This window comes from Ensifer sp. EB106-03-01-XG145 (assembly GCF_058792075.1).
The window spans coordinates 53,364-71,268 of the sequence record NZ_JBYTEC010000009.1; the positions used below are offsets into that span (position 1 = coordinate 53,364).

General features: G+C 60.8%; 15 protein-coding genes and 1 pseudogene. 7 read left to right on the forward strand and 9 right to left on the reverse strand.

Going from position 1 to position 17,905, the window contains the following annotated elements:
* From AC3WWH_RS20905 to AC3WWH_RS20915, 3 genes and pseudogenes are all read right to left on the reverse strand, one after another.
* Positions 1 to 954: VCBS domain-containing protein (locus tag AC3WWH_RS20905; protein WP_492377230.1), on the reverse strand; the 954-nt coding region annotated here is incomplete at its 3' end.
* Positions 955 to 1,904: 950 nt separating this feature from the next.
* Positions 1,905 to 2,717 carry a cysteine hydrolase family protein gene (locus AC3WWH_RS20910; RefSeq protein WP_063891566.1) on the reverse strand — a complete coding sequence of 271 codons (813 nt, stop codon included), beginning with the start codon at positions 2,715 to 2,717 and terminating at the stop codon, positions 1,905 to 1,907.
* A 99-nt stretch (positions 2,718 to 2,816) separates the two neighbouring features.
* A pseudogene (locus tag AC3WWH_RS20915) lies at positions 2,817 to 3,655 on the reverse strand (alpha/beta fold hydrolase).
* 239 nt (positions 3,656 to 3,894) lie between these two features.
* Between AC3WWH_RS20915 and AC3WWH_RS20920 the strand changes: the two are divergent.
* A complete protein-coding gene (locus AC3WWH_RS20920; RefSeq protein ID WP_058325192.1) occupies positions 3,895 to 4,866 on the forward strand; it encodes a GlxA family transcriptional regulator in 972 nt (323 codons plus the stop codon).
* 367 nt (positions 4,867 to 5,233) lie between these two features.
* Here the strand turns inward: AC3WWH_RS20920 and AC3WWH_RS20925 are convergent, their stop codons facing one another.
* The gene (locus AC3WWH_RS20925; protein ID WP_245299317.1) at positions 5,234 to 5,971 is read right to left on the reverse strand and encodes a GntR family transcriptional regulator; all 738 of its coding nucleotides are present in this window, start codon (positions 5,969 to 5,971) and stop codon (positions 5,234 to 5,236) included.
* Between the two features lie 288 nt (positions 5,972 to 6,259).
* On the opposite strand from AC3WWH_RS20925, the gene AC3WWH_RS20930 reads away from it, so the two are divergent.
* The 4 genes from AC3WWH_RS20930 to AC3WWH_RS20945 are packed head-to-tail and all read left to right on the forward strand — an operon-like array spanning position 6,260 to position 10,160.
* Positions 6,260 to 7,195: an ABC transporter substrate-binding protein gene (locus tag AC3WWH_RS20930; RefSeq protein WP_058325183.1), complete on the forward strand. Its 936-nt coding sequence runs from the start codon at positions 6,260 to 6,262 to the stop codon at positions 7,193 to 7,195.
* Between the two features lie 5 nt (positions 7,196 to 7,200).
* Positions 7,201 to 8,163: an amino acid ABC transporter permease gene (locus AC3WWH_RS20935; RefSeq protein WP_082641244.1), complete on the forward strand. Its 963-nt coding sequence runs from the start codon at positions 7,201 to 7,203 to the stop codon at positions 8,161 to 8,163.
* Positions 8,160 to 8,933, forward strand: coding sequence for an amino acid ABC transporter ATP-binding protein (locus tag AC3WWH_RS20940; RefSeq protein WP_113398952.1), 774 nt, complete (start codon positions 8,160 to 8,162; stop codon positions 8,931 to 8,933). The genes AC3WWH_RS20935 and AC3WWH_RS20940 overlap by 4 nt, the downstream gene beginning before the upstream one ends.
* Before the next feature lie 33 nt (positions 8,934 to 8,966).
* Positions 8,967 to 10,160 carry an amidohydrolase gene (locus AC3WWH_RS20945; RefSeq protein ID WP_492377231.1) on the forward strand — a complete coding sequence of 398 codons (1,194 nt, stop codon included), beginning with the start codon at positions 8,967 to 8,969 and terminating at the stop codon, positions 10,158 to 10,160.
* An 885-nt stretch (positions 10,161 to 11,045) separates the two neighbouring features.
* On the opposite strand, the gene AC3WWH_RS20950 is transcribed toward AC3WWH_RS20945, so the two are convergent.
* Entirely contained in the window at positions 11,046 to 11,294 is a 249-nt protein-coding gene (locus AC3WWH_RS20950; protein WP_110881685.1) for a hypothetical protein, read from the reverse strand.
* Between the two features lie 356 nt (positions 11,295 to 11,650).
* Positions 11,651 to 12,559 (reverse strand): LysR substrate-binding domain-containing protein, encoded by a 909-nt coding sequence (locus tag AC3WWH_RS20955; RefSeq protein WP_058325186.1) that lies wholly within the window; start codon positions 12,557 to 12,559, stop codon positions 11,651 to 11,653.
* 120 nt (positions 12,560 to 12,679) lie between these two features.
* On the opposite strand from AC3WWH_RS20955, the gene AC3WWH_RS20960 reads away from it, so the two are divergent.
* Positions 12,680 to 13,933 carry an aromatic ring-hydroxylating dioxygenase subunit alpha gene (locus AC3WWH_RS20960; RefSeq protein ID WP_113398950.1) on the forward strand — a complete coding sequence of 418 codons (1,254 nt, stop codon included), beginning with the start codon at positions 12,680 to 12,682 and terminating at the stop codon, positions 13,931 to 13,933.
* Positions 13,923 to 15,008, forward strand: coding sequence for an FAD-binding oxidoreductase (locus tag AC3WWH_RS20965; protein WP_058325188.1), 1,086 nt, complete (start codon positions 13,923 to 13,925; stop codon positions 15,006 to 15,008). The genes AC3WWH_RS20960 and AC3WWH_RS20965 overlap by 11 nt, the downstream gene beginning before the upstream one ends.
* A 48-nt stretch (positions 15,009 to 15,056) precedes the next feature.
* On the opposite strand, the gene gfa is transcribed toward AC3WWH_RS20965, so the two are convergent.
* The 3 genes from gfa to AC3WWH_RS20980 all read right to left on the reverse strand — a co-directional run bounded on the left by gfa (position 15,057) and on the right by AC3WWH_RS20980 (position 17,898).
* A complete protein-coding gene (gfa, locus tag AC3WWH_RS20970) occupies positions 15,057 to 15,629 on the reverse strand; it encodes an S-(hydroxymethyl)glutathione synthase (protein ID WP_058325189.1) in 573 nt (190 codons plus the stop codon).
* Positions 15,630 to 15,739: 110 nt separating this feature from the next.
* Complete coding sequence (locus AC3WWH_RS20975) at positions 15,740 to 16,867, reverse strand: S-(hydroxymethyl)glutathione dehydrogenase/class III alcohol dehydrogenase (protein ID WP_492377232.1); 1,128 nt, start codon at positions 16,865 to 16,867, stop codon at positions 15,740 to 15,742.
* 89 nt (positions 16,868 to 16,956) lie between these two features.
* A complete protein-coding gene (locus tag AC3WWH_RS20980) occupies positions 16,957 to 17,898 on the reverse strand; it encodes an electron transfer flavoprotein subunit alpha/FixB family protein (protein WP_492377233.1) in 942 nt (313 codons plus the stop codon).
* Between the last annotated feature and the right edge of the window lie 7 nt (positions 17,899 to 17,905).

Here is a 17,905-nt window from a genome sequence, read left to right on the forward strand (position 1 = left end):
GCCGCCGCCGTCGATCGTCAGACCCGTCGCCGTCAGCGTCGGGCTGTCGATGTCGGACGCGTTGGCCAGAAGCTCGGCCTGGGTGATCAGTCGGCCACCGCTGTCCTCGGCGATCGCCGCCAGCGCCGCTGCCGTGGCCGTCGGAGTATCATTGCTGCCGTTGACCGTAACCACGATGTCCTTGCTTGCGGTACCGTCGGCAGACCAGACCGTCAGCGTCTCAGTCACAACCTGTCCGGCTTTGAGCGACTGTGTTGCTTCACGCCCATTTTCGAGCGTGTAGCTCCATTCGCCTGTCGCCGGATTGAAAGAGAAGTCGCCGTAGGTGCCCTTCAGCGCAGCTTCTGACGCTGCCTTGAAATGCTTCTCTCCGAGATCGACGTCATATACCGCCACCGTTCCGGAGGCGGACGGTGCGCCTGGATCGTTGTTGTTTGTTCCGCCCGCCTCCGTCACGGTCCCCGTGAACTTTCCGCCTAGAGACGCAGCATCGTTTTGGCCGCCGATGTCCAATGTCACCTTGGCATAGCTGAGCGTTCCGTTGCCCAGCCGGATGGAATAATAGAAGGAGTCCTGGATGTGGTCCGATGCTGAGAGCGAATCAATGCTTCTGGCGCTGTCGGGCGTGTTCGAACCGTCATCGAGCCTGAACTCGATCTTTCCATTGTAGATTCGTATCCAATTTCCTTCTGCGGTTTTCTCCCATGCCGTTGTCACGTTACTCTTCAGCAACTCGGAGATGACATCGGACCCGCCGTCGTCGATCGACCAGAGCGTTTTCGCTTTTCCACCGAGATCGTTTGCCATGACATCGAGGGTGATGGTGTTGGTAGAAGAATTGTAGAGGCCGGATGACTGCAGTTGCTCCTCGGTCCACCCGTAGGTGTCGCTCTGCGCCTGCGGTGTATTGCTGAACGACGTCGTGCTTCCACCACCCGTGGTCTGCGTAGCCATGACTTTACCCCTCTCGTCAAGCGTACCCCGGTATCCGAGGTACTGGGGTGTTATGCGATCTCCGCCCGGTGGCCCGCTTTTGCGCCACCGGTGATCTCATCCCACCGTTGATTGAAATACTGATGCAGGGTCCAAAGCGCCCCGTAGCATCGATGTTCTGTGCGGAGGGACCGCGTTTGCGCCCGATCGGTCGAACATTGGCAAGGAGGTGGCGCAACGATTTTCGTCTAAACAGAGGCATGCCCCCCGCTCCTCTGATCCGGTTTCTTTGCCGCCGGCACGCCCTTTCGGGGCGAGAAAAATTCGCGCACGACTACTCCTATCGGGGCAGCCAACAGAACAGCCGCTCCCAAACTAACTTCCTGAAATTTATGTTGGTTTCCTCAGCCGCTCTTTCCCCAACCGGCCTCGGTACCCCATATCCTTAACGAATTCATAACACATTTGATGGATTAGCAAAGAGAAGATTTCACTTCGCTAATTTAAAGATTGTGAACAAAGTTAACGCGCTTTCGAGCCGAAAGACTGGGCGAAAACGACACACCCAACCCTTCACCCACTGGGAACATCTGCGGGGATTGGAGAACACGGATCGCCAGCCGTTGGGAACGGGAAATGTCCGTCGCAGTTGCGCCCCTACCGTTCATGCCGCCGAAGGGTCTCAGCCATTGTGAAGGCTGACGCGTGGTGCCCTGGCCGAGCGGCCAAAAAACTAAAGGGACTTAGGGCTGCGGCTCCCCGAAGAGGCGACAAGAAAGCGCAGCCGCCTTCCTCGATGCGGCCGTCGCCTATTATGCCGGTCTCGGTGTCGCCGTTGCCCGTGTCATGACAGACAATGGCGCCTGCAAAGGGTCGTGTCGTGGATGCTGGCCTCCATCCAGCATCCACTACGAATGACAAATCTGCTAACTTGGGAATCTCATGCCGATTCCGAAGAGCCATGAACCGCTCTAGCTGCGAAGCATTCCGACCGTCTCCTCCGTCGTCCAGAGACCATTTGCCATGTACCGGAAGTTGATGAGGGCCGCCAGGTAGCCATCGCCTTCGGGGAGTTTCGGTGCGGCAACAGCGTCGCGGACCACGGCTACCTCAAATCCCAGTTCGAGAAATTCCCGCAAGTGCGATTCCACGCACATGTTGGCGAGCATGCCTGCCAGGATGATCTGATCGACGCGCTGTTTTCGGAGCTGGAAGGGAAGGTCATTGGCCTGCGGGCCGTAAAGTTTATGTGGCGAGCAGATGATCGTCTTCCCGTCCTCGATATACTGCTTGAACTCCGGAAGAAAGTCCGCGCCCGATCCTCTGAATCCGTCCAACGTATAGGGGCCCTTGCGATCGAATATCCCAACCTGGTGTTGGAACACCTCCAGAGGTCCCTGGATCTTCCAATCGTGATCCCAAGGATAGTAGTGGTGCGGAGAGATCGCGACCACGATCCCCGCAGCCTTCGCGGCCTGAAACAATCGCGAGAGATTCGGAACTACATTGTGTTCGGTCACGCTCTCACCAACGACCGGCCAAGCCCTGCCTGCAGGGCTCATGAAGTCGATTTGAGGGTCGATGACGACCAGTGCGGCCCTCGATGGGTCCAGCTTCATATTGCCCTTCTCAAGGGCCGGGTTGGCGGGATCGGCATAGGCGTCCATCGTGGCGGCCTGAGCCGTCGATGCTCCGGCTACGGTCACGGCCGATGCAGCAGCGACGCCGGCGAACGTCTTGAGAAATGAACGTCTTTGTGAATTGCAGCAGTGGTCATCGTGCATGTGTCGTTCCTTCGAGGTGATGTCAGTTGAGGCAATGGCTATATCGCCGATTTCGCACCAGGGATGGTTGCCGGCGCCGTTACCGCGCAGGCTAAAATGCTACGCCTTTACAAAGGCGAGTAGGTCGGGGTTCACGACATCGGCATGGGTGGTGCACATGCCGTGTGGGAGATTTTTGTAGATCTTCAGCGTGCTATTCTTCAGCAGCTTTGCCGAGAGCGGCGCGGAGTCGGCGATCGGCACGATCTGGTCGTCGTCGCCGTGCATGACGAGCGTCGGCACCTCGATGGTATTGAGATCCTCGGTGAAATCGGTCTCGGAGAACGCCTCGATGCCGTCGTAATGGGCCTTGGCGCCGCCCATCATGCCCTGGCGCGCCACCAGTTCTGGATCACCGCTTGCGAGATCTCCGCTCCGGGCCGGTTGTAGCTATAGAAAGGTCCGCTCGCGACATCGAGGTAGAACTGCGCACGATTGGCGGCGAGCTGCTGTCGGAAACCGTCGAAGACCTCGATCGGCAGGCCGCCGGGATTGGCTGGCGTCTTGACCATGATCGGCGGCACGGCACCGATCAGCACCAGCTTGGCAACGCGGCCCTGGGGCTGGCCGTACTGAGCCACGTAGTGCGCCGCCTCTCCGCCACCGGTGGAGTGGCCGATATGGACTGCGGTTCTGAGGTCGAGATGTTCGACCACGGCGGCGACGTCGGCCGCGTAGTGATCCATATCGTGACCGTCGCTGACCTGGGCGGAGCGGCCGTGGCCGCGTCGATCATGAGCGACGACGCGATAGCCTTGCGCGAGGAAATAAAGCATCTGGGTATCCCAGTCGTCTGCGCTCAACGGCCAGCCATGGTGAAAAACGATCGGCTGTGCGTCGCGCGGACCCCAGTCCTTGTAAAAAATCTCGACGTCGTCCTTGGTAGTCACAGTGCCCATGCTATTGATCCTTTCAGATTGCATGTTGTTTGGAATGGAGGGCTGAGAGGCAGCCGGCAGGACTGGCAGAGCCGAGAAAGCCGCAGCGCTCAGGCCGAACAGTAGGAGGTCACGGCGGACCGGATCGACAACCTTGGGAAATGTCCTGCTCATTGGCGGCTCCATTGCTCAACGGGATTGACAGCACGATACGAGCAAGCATCAATGTCGCAAATGACAATAATCCCGGGATTTCGGACATGGATCGTCGCGTGACATTTCTCGTCTATCCGGGATTCGTGCTGCTTGACCTCAGCGGCCCGCTTGAGGTGCTGTCCAATGCCGGCGTGATATCGGGGAAGCCCTATGACCTCCGGGTTGCGTCCATCGGAGGAGGATTGGTGCGCAGCACCTGCGATCTGGAGGTTGCAACGGTGCCGCTGACGATCGAGGCCACGGACACGTTCATTGTCGTCGGCGGGCGGGAGCCGCCGGAAGGGGCGTGGGTGAGTGAGATCGCGAATGCCGTTCGCGGCGCATCAGCGCGTGCCCGCCGCACCGCGAGCGTCTGCACGGGTGCTTTCCTGCTGGCGGAAAGCGGACTCTTGGACGGGCGCGCCGCGACGACCCATTGGTTCTATGCACCGAAGCTGCAGGCCCGATATCCGGCGCTCCAAGTCGATGGCGACCGCATCTTCACCAGCGATAATGGTGTGTGGACGTCGGCAGGCATGTCGGCAGGCATCGATATGACGCTCGCCCTCGTTGAGGAAGATCTCGGTAAGGAGACAGCCCAGGCGGTCGCGCGTATGCTTGTGGTCTACTACCGGCGACCGGGCGGTCAGTATCAGTTCTCGTCGTTGCTCGACTTCGATCCCGGCTCCGATCGCATCCGCAAGACCCTGAGCTATGCGCGGGAACATCTGGCCGAAAACCTTTCGGTGGAGCGCCTCGCCGACGTCGCGAACCTGAGCGCCCGCCAGTTCGGGCGTGCCTTCTCCTCTTCCACCGGCATGACGCCTGCCAAGGCGGTCGAGCGGCTGCGCGTGGAGGCAGCGCGTCCCCTGATCGAGGAGGGCCGGCTGTCCTTCGACGAGATCGGCCGTCTTGTCGGGTTCACCGATCCGGATCGCATGGCCCAGAGCTTCATCCGGATCTTCGGCCATACGCCGCAGGAGATGCGGCGTATGGCCAGACAGGCTCCTACTACTGCGGAGCGCCGGACGGCATGATGACTGAGGTGTCGCATTGTTCCAACGCCTCGATTAATCGGTGTGCGTTTCGTTCGGGAAACGGCCGGACGTCGCTTGGCAGATGACCGGCCCTGTACTCAGTTTCCGGGACGTCCGTCTCGAGATTGGCCCCGGCGGGGGCCCGTCTACCGCAAAAAGAATAGCACGCCTAAATCTTGCCATCCTTGGAACAGCCGATCACGCGTCCGCACCCCACCGCGGCGCCATGGCGTACTGGAAGGCCGCAACCGGGGCGCATGCCTGATTTCGCCGATCCACTCCTCTTCGATCAGTGATGAACAACGTCACACCGCCGCTGCCTCCGTATGAACGCGACGGTTGCCGGGAGGAAGGCGATTTGTGCTGCTCACAGGGCAGCCCCCTGTTGGACTGTTTCATACGTGCTCAATGTCAGGCCGATATCCTTTATAAGAAGATCGATGGCCTTTTTCTCGTTGCGCGCGAGAGCAGCCTCCATCAGCGCCGTATGATGTTCCACATTCGAAGCCTTTTTGAGGAGCTCGGAATATTGCTGCTCGTCGAGGTGCTCGGGCCCTCTTCCGGCGAGCGCCGGTGAAAAAAACAGGTTCCGCTGGTGGCGGTGCAGCTGAACGTAGAACTGCATGAGGGACCGCTTCAGCCAGATCGAGGGGCTGCCATTCAAGAGCGCATGGTGAAACGCATCGTGCCGCTCCTCCCATCGCGCGAGTTCCTTTTCCGGCATGTTCGCGCGTAGCGGCTCGACCTGTGCGAAGCCGTAGTGCGCGGCGACCACTTGCTGTTCCCAGCTCTCGTCGCCGAGCCGGATAGCTTCCCGCAACAATTCCGTCTCGACCACCGCGCGGGCCTTCTGCAGGTCATACAGTTCTTCATGGGAGACGCTGGCAACGCGATAGCCGCGATTATGCGAAAACGTCACGAGCCGTTCGGCCTCAAGACGCGACAGGGCCTCTCGCAGTGGCGTCATGCCAAGACCGTAACGCTCGCTCAGCGAGGAAATCGTCAAAGGCGTTTCTGGGGCAAGATGTGCATCGAGAATGTCGCGCCGCAGGCGCGTAAACGCCTCTTCCATCTTTGACATTGCCGCAGTGCCTTTGCTGTTCAACTTGCTCGTCCCATCCATATCAAAAACCACATTATACATAATCCGATCGATCACACATAATCGTTGCGGAGGATTTATGATAGTGCTACGGATTATATACGATCTGATGGATCATCGATAATCTCTGCTGAAGAGAAGGGATTTGGAGAGCCTGGAGGAGCACGAGGGAGGCTTTCCGCGACCCTGCAGCCTGTGACGGCACGGTGTCGGCATCAGACCGTCGACAATCGAACAACCAAGGTTTCGGCCGCATCCCGCGGGCCGGAGACAACAAACGGAGGAAGAGAAATGGTATCGCGACACCCCTGGAAGGGCCGTATCGGCATGGCAATCGGCACGGTCGTGGCTGGCTTGACCCTGCTCGGCATCGATCCTTACGACGCTGCAGCCGCGCCGACGGCAAGCTCGGGCGGTTCTGTGACGGTCGGGTTCGACGATACCGCACCCCTGGCGAGCCTGGTGCCGGAGAAGTACCGAAAGGCCGGCGTCCTTACCGTGGCGACCCAGCCCGATTTCGAGCCGGCCAACTTCACGCCGATCGGCGAGACCGGTATCAAGGGCTACAATGTCGATCTCATGGAGGCGATGGCCGCCAAGCTCGGCCTGCCGGTGCAGTGGGACAAGGTTCCCTTCGACCAGATCCTGATCGGCATGCAGAGCAAGAAGTTCGATGCCGCCATTGCCGGCATGACCGACCGTAAGAACCGTCAGGAAAAGGTCGACTTCATCGATTACCAGCTCGCCGGCTCAGTGTTCATGATCGCCAAGGGCAATCCCAAGGGCATCACCGGCGAGGTGAGTGGCGGCTGCGGCATTACGCTCGGCGACGTCAAGGGCAGCGATGCGCAGCGTCTGGTCGACCTGATGGCCGCCGCCTGCACCGCCGAAGGCAAGGAGCCGACCAAGCTCATCTCCTATCCCAACAGCAGCGACAAGAACCTCGCTCTTACCTCCGGTCGTGTCGATGCGATGATCTGGCCGGACCTTGCCATTGCGGTCCTGAAGCGGGAGACCGGTGACATGCTCGATTCCCTGCCGATCGAATTCGAGCCGAAGGTCTATCTCGGCATAACCTTCAACAAGGAAGAAACCGCGTTGCGCGACGCCTTCGTTGCCGCCCTCGAAGCCATCCACGAAGACGGCACCTATGACAAGATCCTGGCCGACTGGCAGGTCGAGGTCATCAAGCTCGACGACTACGGCGTCAACTTGGCGAAGGACTGATCCCGATGTCGAACCTCAACGGCAAGGGGCTTGCTGAGGACCGGCTCGACCCGGCTGTTGCGCATTACGTGCGGCAGCCGGGCGACGAGCCCCCAAGCCAGGACGGACCGGTTCGCGCCAAGCAACGGACGAAATACGGGCAGATTGCCACAGCGCTGATCGCGATCACGCTTCTGGCGATGTTCGTTGCCTCCCAGGCCGGCAATCCGAACATGGAGTGGGGTGTTGTGGCCCAGTTCATGCTACATCCCGTCGTTCTCGGCGGTGTCGGCGTAACGATCGAGCTTTCCATCCTCGCGATGCTGATCTCCATCGTGCTTGCCTTTTTCATTGCGCTGATGATGCAGAGCGACAATAACGTCGCCAGCGCCATCGGACGCATCTATGTCTGGTTCTTCCGCGGCGTGCCGATGCTGGTTCAGGTCCTGCTCTGGTATAATCTCGCGGTCCTTTTCCCGACGATCCTCGGCTACAGTACCAACTCGCTGATTTCCGGCTTCTCCGCCGGCCTGATCGCCCTGTCGCTCGCCGAATCTGGCTATATGGCGGAAATCATCCGCGGCGGCATGCTTTCGGTGCCCGCCGGCCAGACGGATGCCGGCATGAGCCTCGGGCTCACCCGCGGCCAGGCCTTGCGGCAGATCGTCTTGCCGCAGAGCATTCGGGTCATCCTGCCGCCGACGGGCAACCAGTTCATCGGCATGCTCAAGGCGACGTCCCTCGTCTCCGTCATCGGCGGCAGCGATCTCTTGACGCGCGTCCAGCTCATCTACGGCCAGAATTTCAAGATCCTGCCGCTGCTGATCGTTGCAGCGCTCTGGTATCTGATCCTCGTCACCGTCGCCAGCATCGGCCAGCATTTCCTCGAAAAGCGCTTCAGCGTCACCCAGCCTGGTTCGCGGCTGGCGCGCAAGAAGAAGCCGCGTCCCGGGCTTGCAAGCCTCGCAACCAAAGGAGACCGGGCATGACGGGGACGGCAACCACAATGCTCAAGGTCGAGGGCGTCAACAAATGGCTCGGTGAAAACCATGTCCTTCGCGGTGTCGATATCACAGTTAGGAAAGGCGAGATCGTCTGCGTGCTGGGGCCGTCCGGCTCGGGCAAGAGCACGCTTCTGCGCTGCATCAACCATCTCGATCCCGTCGATGGCGGGCTGATCGAGGTGGCGGGCGAGCGCATTGGCTACGAAATCCGTGGCGGCGTGCTTTACGAGCAGCCGGAGCGGGCGATTGCCAAGGCCCGCCAGCATATCGGCATGGTGTTCCAGCACTTCAACCTGTTCGGCCACATGACCGCGCTGGAAAATGTCGTCTACGGCCCGGTGAAGATCCTCAAGCGTTCGCGCAAGGAGGCGGTGGAGAAGGCGCAGAGCTTGCTTGCCCTCGTCGGCATGTCCGAGCGAGCTTCCGCCTATCCGAGCCAGCTTTCCGGCGGCCAGCAGCAACGGGTGGCGATCGCACGGGCGCTCGCCATGGAGCCGCGGCTGATGATGTTCGACGAACCGACCAGCGCGCTCGACCCGGAACTCGTCGGCGAGGTGCTGACTACCATGCGCAGGGTCGCCGAGGAAGGCATGACCATGCTCGTCGTCACCCACGAGATCGGCTTTGCCCGCGAGGTCGCCGACCGCGCGGTGTTCATGGATCAGGGCCGCGTCGTCGAAGACGGGCCGGCACGCGACGTGCTCGATAATCCCCGACACGAACGGACCGCGGCCTTCCTGCGGCGCGTCCGCTGATTTCTCCCTACATGTAAATAAGGAATGACAGCTGTGACAGACAGAAACTACACGCTGAGCAATGTCCGCCCCTGGGGCGGTGACGCCGTGGATATCGTCATCGACGACCGGAAGATTGCTGCGATCCATCCTGCCGGGCAATCTGCCGCCGCCGGTATCGATGGCGACGGGCTTGTCGCGCTTCCGGGGTTCATCAACACCCATTCGCATGTCGACAAGAGTTGGTGGGGCAAGCCGTGGGTGCCCTATAGCTACTCGGAGCGCCCGACCGTCGAGGGGTGGATCGCCAACGAGCGCGCCCAGCGCGACAAATACGGCATCCCGAATGCGTCCTCCAGCGCTACGGTGCTGCGCCAGTTCATCCGCAACGGCACGACGGCGACGCGCACCCATATCGATGTCGATCTCGGTGTCGGGCTGCGCGGGCTCGAATGCGTGCAGGCGGCGCGCGCCGAAGTGGGCGATGCCATCCAGGTCGAGACGGTCGCCTTCCCGCAGGACGGCGTCCTGCGCCGCCCCGGGGTCATGAAGCTTCTGGACGAGGCGGCCGCCGCCGGCGTCGACAAGATCGGCGGGCTCGATCCGGGCACGATCGACGGCGATGTCGAAAAGGTGCTTGACGGCCTGTTCGACATTGCGGTGAACCGCAATGTCGGTCTCGACCTGCATCTGCACGAGTTCGGCTCCCTGGGCGTCTACGAGTTCCGGCAGGTGATGCGGCGCACGATCGATGCCGGCCTGCAGGGCAAGGTGACGATCTCGCACGGCTTCGTGCTCGGGACGCTGCCGGCGAAAGTGCAGGAGGAGATCGTCGAAAAGCTTGCGGAAGCGGGCGTCTCGTGGACGACCGTGGCGATGGGCGGAACGGCGCCGCTGCCGTGGCAGCAAATGCAGACGCATGGCGTGCCGCTGGGTCTCGGTACGGACGGTATCCGCGATCTGTGGTCGCCCTTCGGCGACGGCGACATGCTGCGCGTCGCACATCAGTTCGCGCGCCTGCACGGGCTGCGCCACGACGACAAGCTGGTTGCCGCGGTGGATCTAGCGACCCGGCGCGGCGGGCATTTCGTTGGACGTGACATGCACGACCTGACCGTGGGTGCGCGCGCCGATATCGTGCTGGTCGATGCCGAGAACGTACCCGATGCGCTGGTGCGCTGCCCGCCACGCCGGCTGGTCATTTCTGGCGGACGCGTGGTCGCGCGCGATGGAGACGTGCTCGTCTAAGTGAGACCGGAACGACGGACAGGACCGAGCCGAGCCAGCCAGAGCGTTGGAGCGACCTGCTGTCTCGGCTCGGTCGTATGTTTTCAGATGGGCCACTACCGCCGATGGCGATGGCGGCTAACCAGACCGGAGGTTCCCTGCCAACCCGTCGGCAAATCCATCGGAACGACAGGAAGCGCCCCGCTTGTGGGCGCTGGCCCGCTGGGCCGAGAGAATGCGCTCGGCCGCGGTGGGCATCGAAAGGCGAACCGATGACCACGTAAAAGCCGCGCTCCTCGACGCGGCCGATATGATCCGGATCCTTCGGATTATCTTGGATGGGAAGGAATAAGACGGCAGGACGATTCAGCCTGGACTTTGGTCTGAGACAGAGTGGCAAAGGTCCTAGTTGCATTGCCGAATCTACGTTCCGCCGCCATTGGTACTGAAGCGTCAACCGGCATTGGCCCAACCACCGTTTGCGCTAGTGATCCCAGAGCGCGCCCCAGCCCCAAGCGAAGAAGCGCTCTGGGATCCATCCCTCTCCTCCACCGAAATCTTACTAGCGCTTTTGCGCCTAGCGGCCCGCGACGGTCCTGCCTAGCCTGCCCATCGCTAAGGAGGACCTGACATGACCCAAAAGCCAACGTCGCCGGATGAAGGCCAGCGAGATTCCCGCCTTCGTTGATGAGGTAGTTGAGGCCGACTGTGACATCGGCCCGTAGGGCACGACATGTATGTGATCGGCGATGTCGACGATCAGGATCAACCCAACGAGGAGCTCAACCAATAGAAGAGAAGTACGACGATCGAGATCCGGTAAGCTGGAGAGTATCGCCTACCTCCGGTCGATCGGCAGATTTGTGGACGTCACTTGGCCAGCAGAAGTAGGGGATGGGCAAGATTTCAGAGCCACCTGTGCCGCAGGAAAGATCCCTGTAGAGCTTCCTCAATTCTCAGGTCTCTCCGGTGATCACGATCTTCGATATGCGGAGCAAACGCATTTTCGAAGGTGCCCACCAAAATGCTGACCAGCCGCGCGTCGCCGCCGATCCCGTCGAGGTTGCTCACGATCTCGCCCTGGTGGCTCGCGGCCTGCGCGACGCGTCGGCTCGCCATCGCCTCCCGGCCATTCTCCTTCGGATCGTCGGCCATGATTTCCCTCCTCAAAGATGCCCGAAAGAGCGGCCTCGCTTCCAATGTTGAAACAAGTCCAAGAGCCCCTGGGCGAAGTCGAACGCTCAGAGAGGCGACACCTTCCACCTTTAGTGAAACTACTCAGGAGGCCCCCGCAGGGACAAGTAGGTGGGGGCCAGAGGCATTTTCGATCCCAGAGTCCAGATCGAAGTGGCACGTTAGAACCTAGGAGACCCGCAAAAGTTCCGCCACGGGACCTCAGTCTCATACGAGCGCTGCAAAGGTCTCAATTCGGTTGTCGCGCAGTCGCAGCACCGATAATCTTCGCCACCAGGTAAAGGCGACAAGCTACTTGAAAGGCTTCTAACCCTCCGTCAACTTATTGCAGAAACCTCGCGCAGCCACTCAATGAACAGCCGCCCACTTTCCTTTTTTGGCTTCCTCGCCGGCACTACAACAAAATAGGCCGCCCTGGTGCGGATAGACGCTTCGGTGAGGCGGACCAAGCGGGTTTGCTGGATAAGGTCGGCGACCAGGCGATTCCAACCGAGCGCAATGCCTTGCCCGTTCATTGCTGCATAAATGGCCTCCGTGTAGAAGCTGCATCGCAGGCCGCGAGCCTTTTTCGGCGCCTTCACTGAAAAGGCCGCAAGCCATTCATCCCAACCTGTCCAGGTCGGGTCGTCAATATCGCTCGTTATTAGGGGATGACCAACAAGATCTTGCGGCGTGCGGATCGGGTCGGCCGTGAGTAGATAATCAGCGCTGCAAATCGGAAAAACTTCGTCCTCAAACAGGAGCTCCGCCTGACCGTCCGACCAAGTGCCGGTCCCATAACGGATCGCCAAGTCCACATCGCTTGCCTCGATGCTTGTTCGGGCATCCTGCGTGATGATGCGAAGTTTGATTTCCGGATGGGCGCGAGAGAACGCAGCGATCCTTGGCAGAAGCCAGAAGTGCGAGAACGAGATGGTCGCCGAGATGGCCAACTCGTCATCCGGACCGTCCGACCGGAGATCGGCGACGGTGTCGGCAATAAGGCTAAAAGCGTCGCCAGCCGCTGCTGACAGCAGCTTGCCCTTCTCCGTCAATTCGATCTTGCGGTGGAGCCGCCGAAACAAGGGGAAACCAAAATCCTCTTCCAGCAAATGGATTTGCCGACTTACGGCAGCCTGGGTCACGCCGAGCTCCGTCGCCGCGCGCGTGAAGCTGGACAAACGGGCCGCCGCTTCAAATGCCGTCAAGGCGGTGAGCGGCGGTAGTTTCTTCCTCAGGTTCGCCATCTCTCTTCCATTACATTTGGTAATGTCATTCGCGTATATTTATGCCGTTGAGTGACTAGAATAGCTGAGCGATCCTGCCTTTCAGCCCATCGGCCTTCGATTGGAACATAAGGTGGAATTATGCTGCAAACATTTGCTTCTCCCATATCGGCCCTCCTGGATGCAAGAGCCGAAGGACATTCACTTCCGGCCGGCCTTTACACACGCGAGGACGTGTTCGAGGCAGATCTCGAGGTGTTCTTCCGCCGCCACTGGATCTGCATCGGCCTAGAATGCGATGTGCCGGAACCGGGCGATGCAACGGTCGTCGATATCGGCAAGACCAGCCTCATCCTCTTGCGCGACGACGATGGCGAGATCCGCGTCATGCACAATGTCTGCCGCCACCGCGGTGCACGCCTGCTCGATGCCGGAAAGACGATCGTTTCGAAGCTCGTCTGTCCCTATCACACCTGGACTTATGAACTGACGGGCGAGCTGAGCTATGCCCCCCATATGGGCAAGGGCTTCGACAAGGCATGCCGCAGCCTCAAACCGGTGACCTTCAAATCGGTCGGCGGCCTGATCTATGCCTGCCTGTCAGACAATCCGCCCGAAGACATCGATCGCCTCGTCGAAATCATGGCCGAACGCCTTGCACCCTACGACATCAGAAACGCCAAGGTCGCGTACGAATCCGATGTGATCGAGCAGGGAAATTGGAAGCTCACGATCGAGAACAATCGTGAGTGCTACCACTGCTCCGCCAACCATCCCGAACTCTGCGTCTCCTTCGTCGACCTTGATTTCGGCTTCGACCCGGAGGCATTGAGCCCGGAAGATCGAGCCCAGGCCGAAGAGCATTTCTCGCTCTATGAGGAGCGCACCAGACTATGGGAGGCCGACGGCTATCCGTCTGCGGCCGTCGAGCAACTGGTGGACTGCACTACAAATTTTCGCACACAGCGATTGATCATTTCCGGTGCCGGCGAATCCCAGACCCCCGATGCAACGGCCGCTTCGGCAAAGCTGCTTGGAACAATGTCGCGCAAGGATCTCGGTGACATGCATCTCTGGGGTCACAACAGCTGGAACCACTTCATGGGCGACCACGCGGTGGTTGCGATCGTCATACCGCTCTCGGCCGATAAGACGCTCGTGCGCACGAAATGGCTCGTCCGCAAGGATGCCGTCGAGGGCGTCGACTACGACCTCGAAAAACTGACCAACGTCTGGATCGCCACGACCGATCAGGACGCCGAACTCGTCGCCCGCTCGCACGCCGGCGTCGAGGATCCTGCCTATGTGCCGGGCCCCTACTCGCCCTTCTCCGAAACCAACCTCGACAAGTTTGCGTCGTGGTACATCGACCGGATGCGCGCACATGGATACTAAGAGCAACTTTTCCCCGGCTGAGCGTCTTGAGCCTAACGGTTTGTGGAACCGCAACAGCGATGAAGATCTGGTCTGCGTCGATGTCCACGAAGAAACGCACGACGTAAGGACATTCACCTTCGCGTCCCCCGAGGGCAAGTGCTTTGCCTTTGAAGCCGGTCAATACTTCCTGTTCGACCTCGATATCGACGGCGAACCGGAAAGCCGTTGCTACAGCATCTCGTCGTCGCCGAGGCGTAGTAATGCGTTTTCGGTCACGGTCAAACGCGTCGCCGGCGGCAAGATCTCGAACTGGCTTCACGACAACCTGACCGTCAATGCCAGAGTTAAGGCGAACGGTCCCCTCGGTCATTTCACGCGCCCGAACGCGAGGAAGTATCTGTTTCTGTCGGGAGGTTCAGGGATTACGCCGGTCATGGCGATGGTTCGCGAGCTCGCCGACACCTGCGAGCCTGTCGACGTCGTCTTCATGCATGCGGCACGCACCCCGAAGGACCTGGTCTTTCGCGACGAACTCGCCAATCTTGCAAATCGGATCAAAGGTCTCCGCCTGCAATTTTTACCGGAAGTCATTTCCGGTGAAGCGAACTGGCCCGGGCTGACAGGGCGGATTTCGCCCGCATATATGAAGCTAGCGGTTCCAGATCTGGCCGAGCGCGTCGTCCTGTGTTGCGGCCCGGCGCCGTTTATGGCGGCTGCACGCGCGATCTGCGCCGAACTGGGCGTTCCGCCATCCAACTATATCGAGGAGAGCTTCGACGCGGCCGTGGTCGACGACGTGGATGTTCCCGTCATCGAAGAGCCGGCCACCCGAACGTTCCAGGTCGAATTTTCCAAACAGGCTCGCAAGATCGAGGTTGCAGAAGAACAGACCGTGCTCTCCTGCGCGAAGAAGGCCGGAGTGAAACTGCCGTCATCCTGTTCGAACGGCGTCTGTGGCACGTGCAAGTCGAAGCTCGTATCCGGCTCGGTCGAGATGAACCACAATGGCGGCATCCGGCAGCGAGAAATCGACGCTGGGCTCTTCCTGCCCTGTTGTTCGAAGCCGCTGAGCGACCTCGTCATCGATCGCTAGGCTACAGGGGGAATGATCCGGTCCAGCCACTGGCTGGACCGGGAAATCTCATGCTTTGAGCGCGCCGCTCTTCTTCGCGGTCCACGTGGCGATAACATCCATCAGTACAGGATTGAGGCAGTCATAGGGCTCAATGCCCAGTTCGCGTAACCGGGCGCGCATGCCGTCCATTCCAGCAGGATCATAGCCACTCTCGATGATCGAGGAGACGAAGGCGGCAAAGCCCGGCTTTGCCCAGCCCGCTTCCTGGAAACGCTCAGGGTGCACGAAAGACAGGCCCTTGAAAGCATGATCGCGTTCGACGGGACCGTACATGTGCACGCCGCAATCCTTGCAGGCATGCCGCTGGATCAGCGCGCCTGGATCCACGACTGCAAGTTTGTCTCCGTTCTGAAGGACTTCGACGTTGGCGGTCGGTGCCACGGCAACGACTGAAAAGACAGCGCCGTCAGGTTTCCAGCATTTGGTGCAGCCGCAGGCATGGTTGTGGGCGATGTCGCCCTTGATGCGGACCTTCACCGGATTGCTGGTGCAGTTGCAGACAAGCGTGCCGCCGGAAAAGGCCGCGTCTGTCGCCTTGAACCCGCTGTCGACCGATGGATGTATTGCAATGCTCGGCATGGGCTTCTCCTCCTTCATAGCCGGTGCGAGATGCCCGGCCGATCTCAAACACCGTCAATCTCGCGGTGCGATCAATGCATTGCCGTCTGAAAGCGATATTGAACTCGCGCTCAGTATACCACCACGCAGCGGATGCTCTCGCCGGAATGCATCAGCTCGAAGCCCTTATTGATGTCTTCGAGTGGCATGGTGTGGGTGATCATCGGGTCGATCTCGATCTTGCCCTCCATGTACCAGTCGACGATGTCAGGCACGTCGGTGCGGCCGCGCGCGCCGCCGAAGGCGGTACCCATCCAGCTGCGGCCGGTGACCAGCTGGAACGGCCGGGTGGAGATCTCCTGGCCGGCGCCGGCGACGCCGATGACGACCGACTTGCCCCAGCCGCGATGCGAGGCTTCGAGCGCCTGGCGCATCACCTTGGTGTTGCCGGTGCAGTCGAAGGTGTAATCGGCACCGCCGATCTGGTCGGCCCCACGCTTCGTCATGTTGACCAGATAGGGCACGATGTCGTCGCCCACTTCCTTCGGGTTGACGAAGTGGGTCATGCCGAAGCGTTCGCCCCAGGCCTTCTTGTCGTTGTTGAGGTCGACGCCGATGATCATGTCGGCACCGGCGAGACGCAGGCCCTGGATGACGTTGAGGCCGATGCCACCAAGACCGAAGACGATTGCGGTCGCGCCCATCTCCACCTTGGCCGTGTTGATGACCGCACCGATGCCGGTGGTGACGCCGCAGCCGATGTAGCAGATCTTGTCGAAGGGCGCGTCCGGGTTGACCTTGGCAACGGCGATCTCCGGCAGCACCGTGTAGTTGGCGAAGGTCGAGCAGCCCATGTAGTGGTGGATCTTGTCCTTGCCGATCGAGAAGCGCGAGGTGCCGTCGGGCATCAGGCCCTGGCCCTGGGTCGAGCGGATCGCGGTGCAGAGATTGGTCTTGCGCGACAGGCAGGACGGGCAGGAGCGGCATTCGGGCGTGTAGAGCGGAATGACGTGATCGCCCTTCTTCACTGAGGTGACGCGCGGGCCGACGTCGACGACGATGCCGGCGCCCTCATGGCCGAGGATCGCCGGGAACAGGCCTTCCGGATCGGCACCGGACAGCGTGAAGTCGTCCGTGTGGCAGATGCCGGTGGCCTTGACCTCGATCAGCACTTCGCCGGCCTTTGGGCCTTCGAGCTGAACCGTCATGACCTCGAGCGGCTTGCCTGCCTGAACGGCAACGGCGGCACTTACATCCATCTTAGGATCCCCCTTTGTTATTCGCTGAATTGCGGGCTGAGCCGGGCGCGCGCGGCGGCCGACCTCGATGTCGTTCGGTTCAAACCGCGTTAGAGCGTCTTTTCGACTTCCGGCAGCGCTTCGAAGAGATCGGCAACCAGGCCGTAGTCGGCGACCTGGAAAATCGGCGCCTCTTCGTCCTTGTTGATCGCGACGATGACCTTCGAATCCTTCATGCCGGCCAGATGCTGGATCGCACCGGAGATGCCGCAGGCGATATAGAGATCGGGTGCGACCACCTTGCCGGTCTGACCGACCTGCCAGTCGTTCGGCGCGTAGCCGGCATCGACGGCAGCGCGCGAAGCACCGACGGCAGCGCCGAGCTTGTCGGCAACCGGCAGGATCACTTGCCGGAACTTCTCCGAGGAACCGAGCGCACGACCACCGGAGATGATGATCTTGGCCGAGGTCAGCTCCGGGCGGTCGGACGACGACAGCGCGTCGGCGACGAAGCTCGAGACACCCGGGTTGGCGGCAGCCGCGACACTTTCGATTGCAGCCGAACCGCCTTCAGCGGCAGAGGCGAAGGAGGCGGTGCGCACGGTGATGACACGCTTGGCTTCCGTCGTCTGCACCGTCTGGATGGCGTTGCCGGCATAGATCGGGCGCAGATAAGTGTCGGCAGAGACGACCTCGATGATTTCCGAGACCTGGGCGACGTCGAGCAGCGCTGCGACACGCGGCATGACGTTCTTGCCGACCGAGGTCGCGGCTGCGACGATCGTGTCGTAGTTGCCGGCGAGCGAGACGATGAGGGCTGCTAAGGGCTCTGCGAGGTTGTTGGCAAGCGAGGCGTCGTCGGCGACGAGCACCTTGGCAACGCCCGAAAGCTTGGCCGCCTGCTCGGCCGCCTGATTGGCGCCGCTACCGGCGACCAGCACATGCACGTCGGCTCCAGTCCCACTGGCGATCTTGGAGGCGGCGGTCAGCGCCTTGGCGGTCTGGTCGGAAAGGTGGTTGCTGTCGTGGTCAGCCAGAAGAAGAACGGCCATGATGATA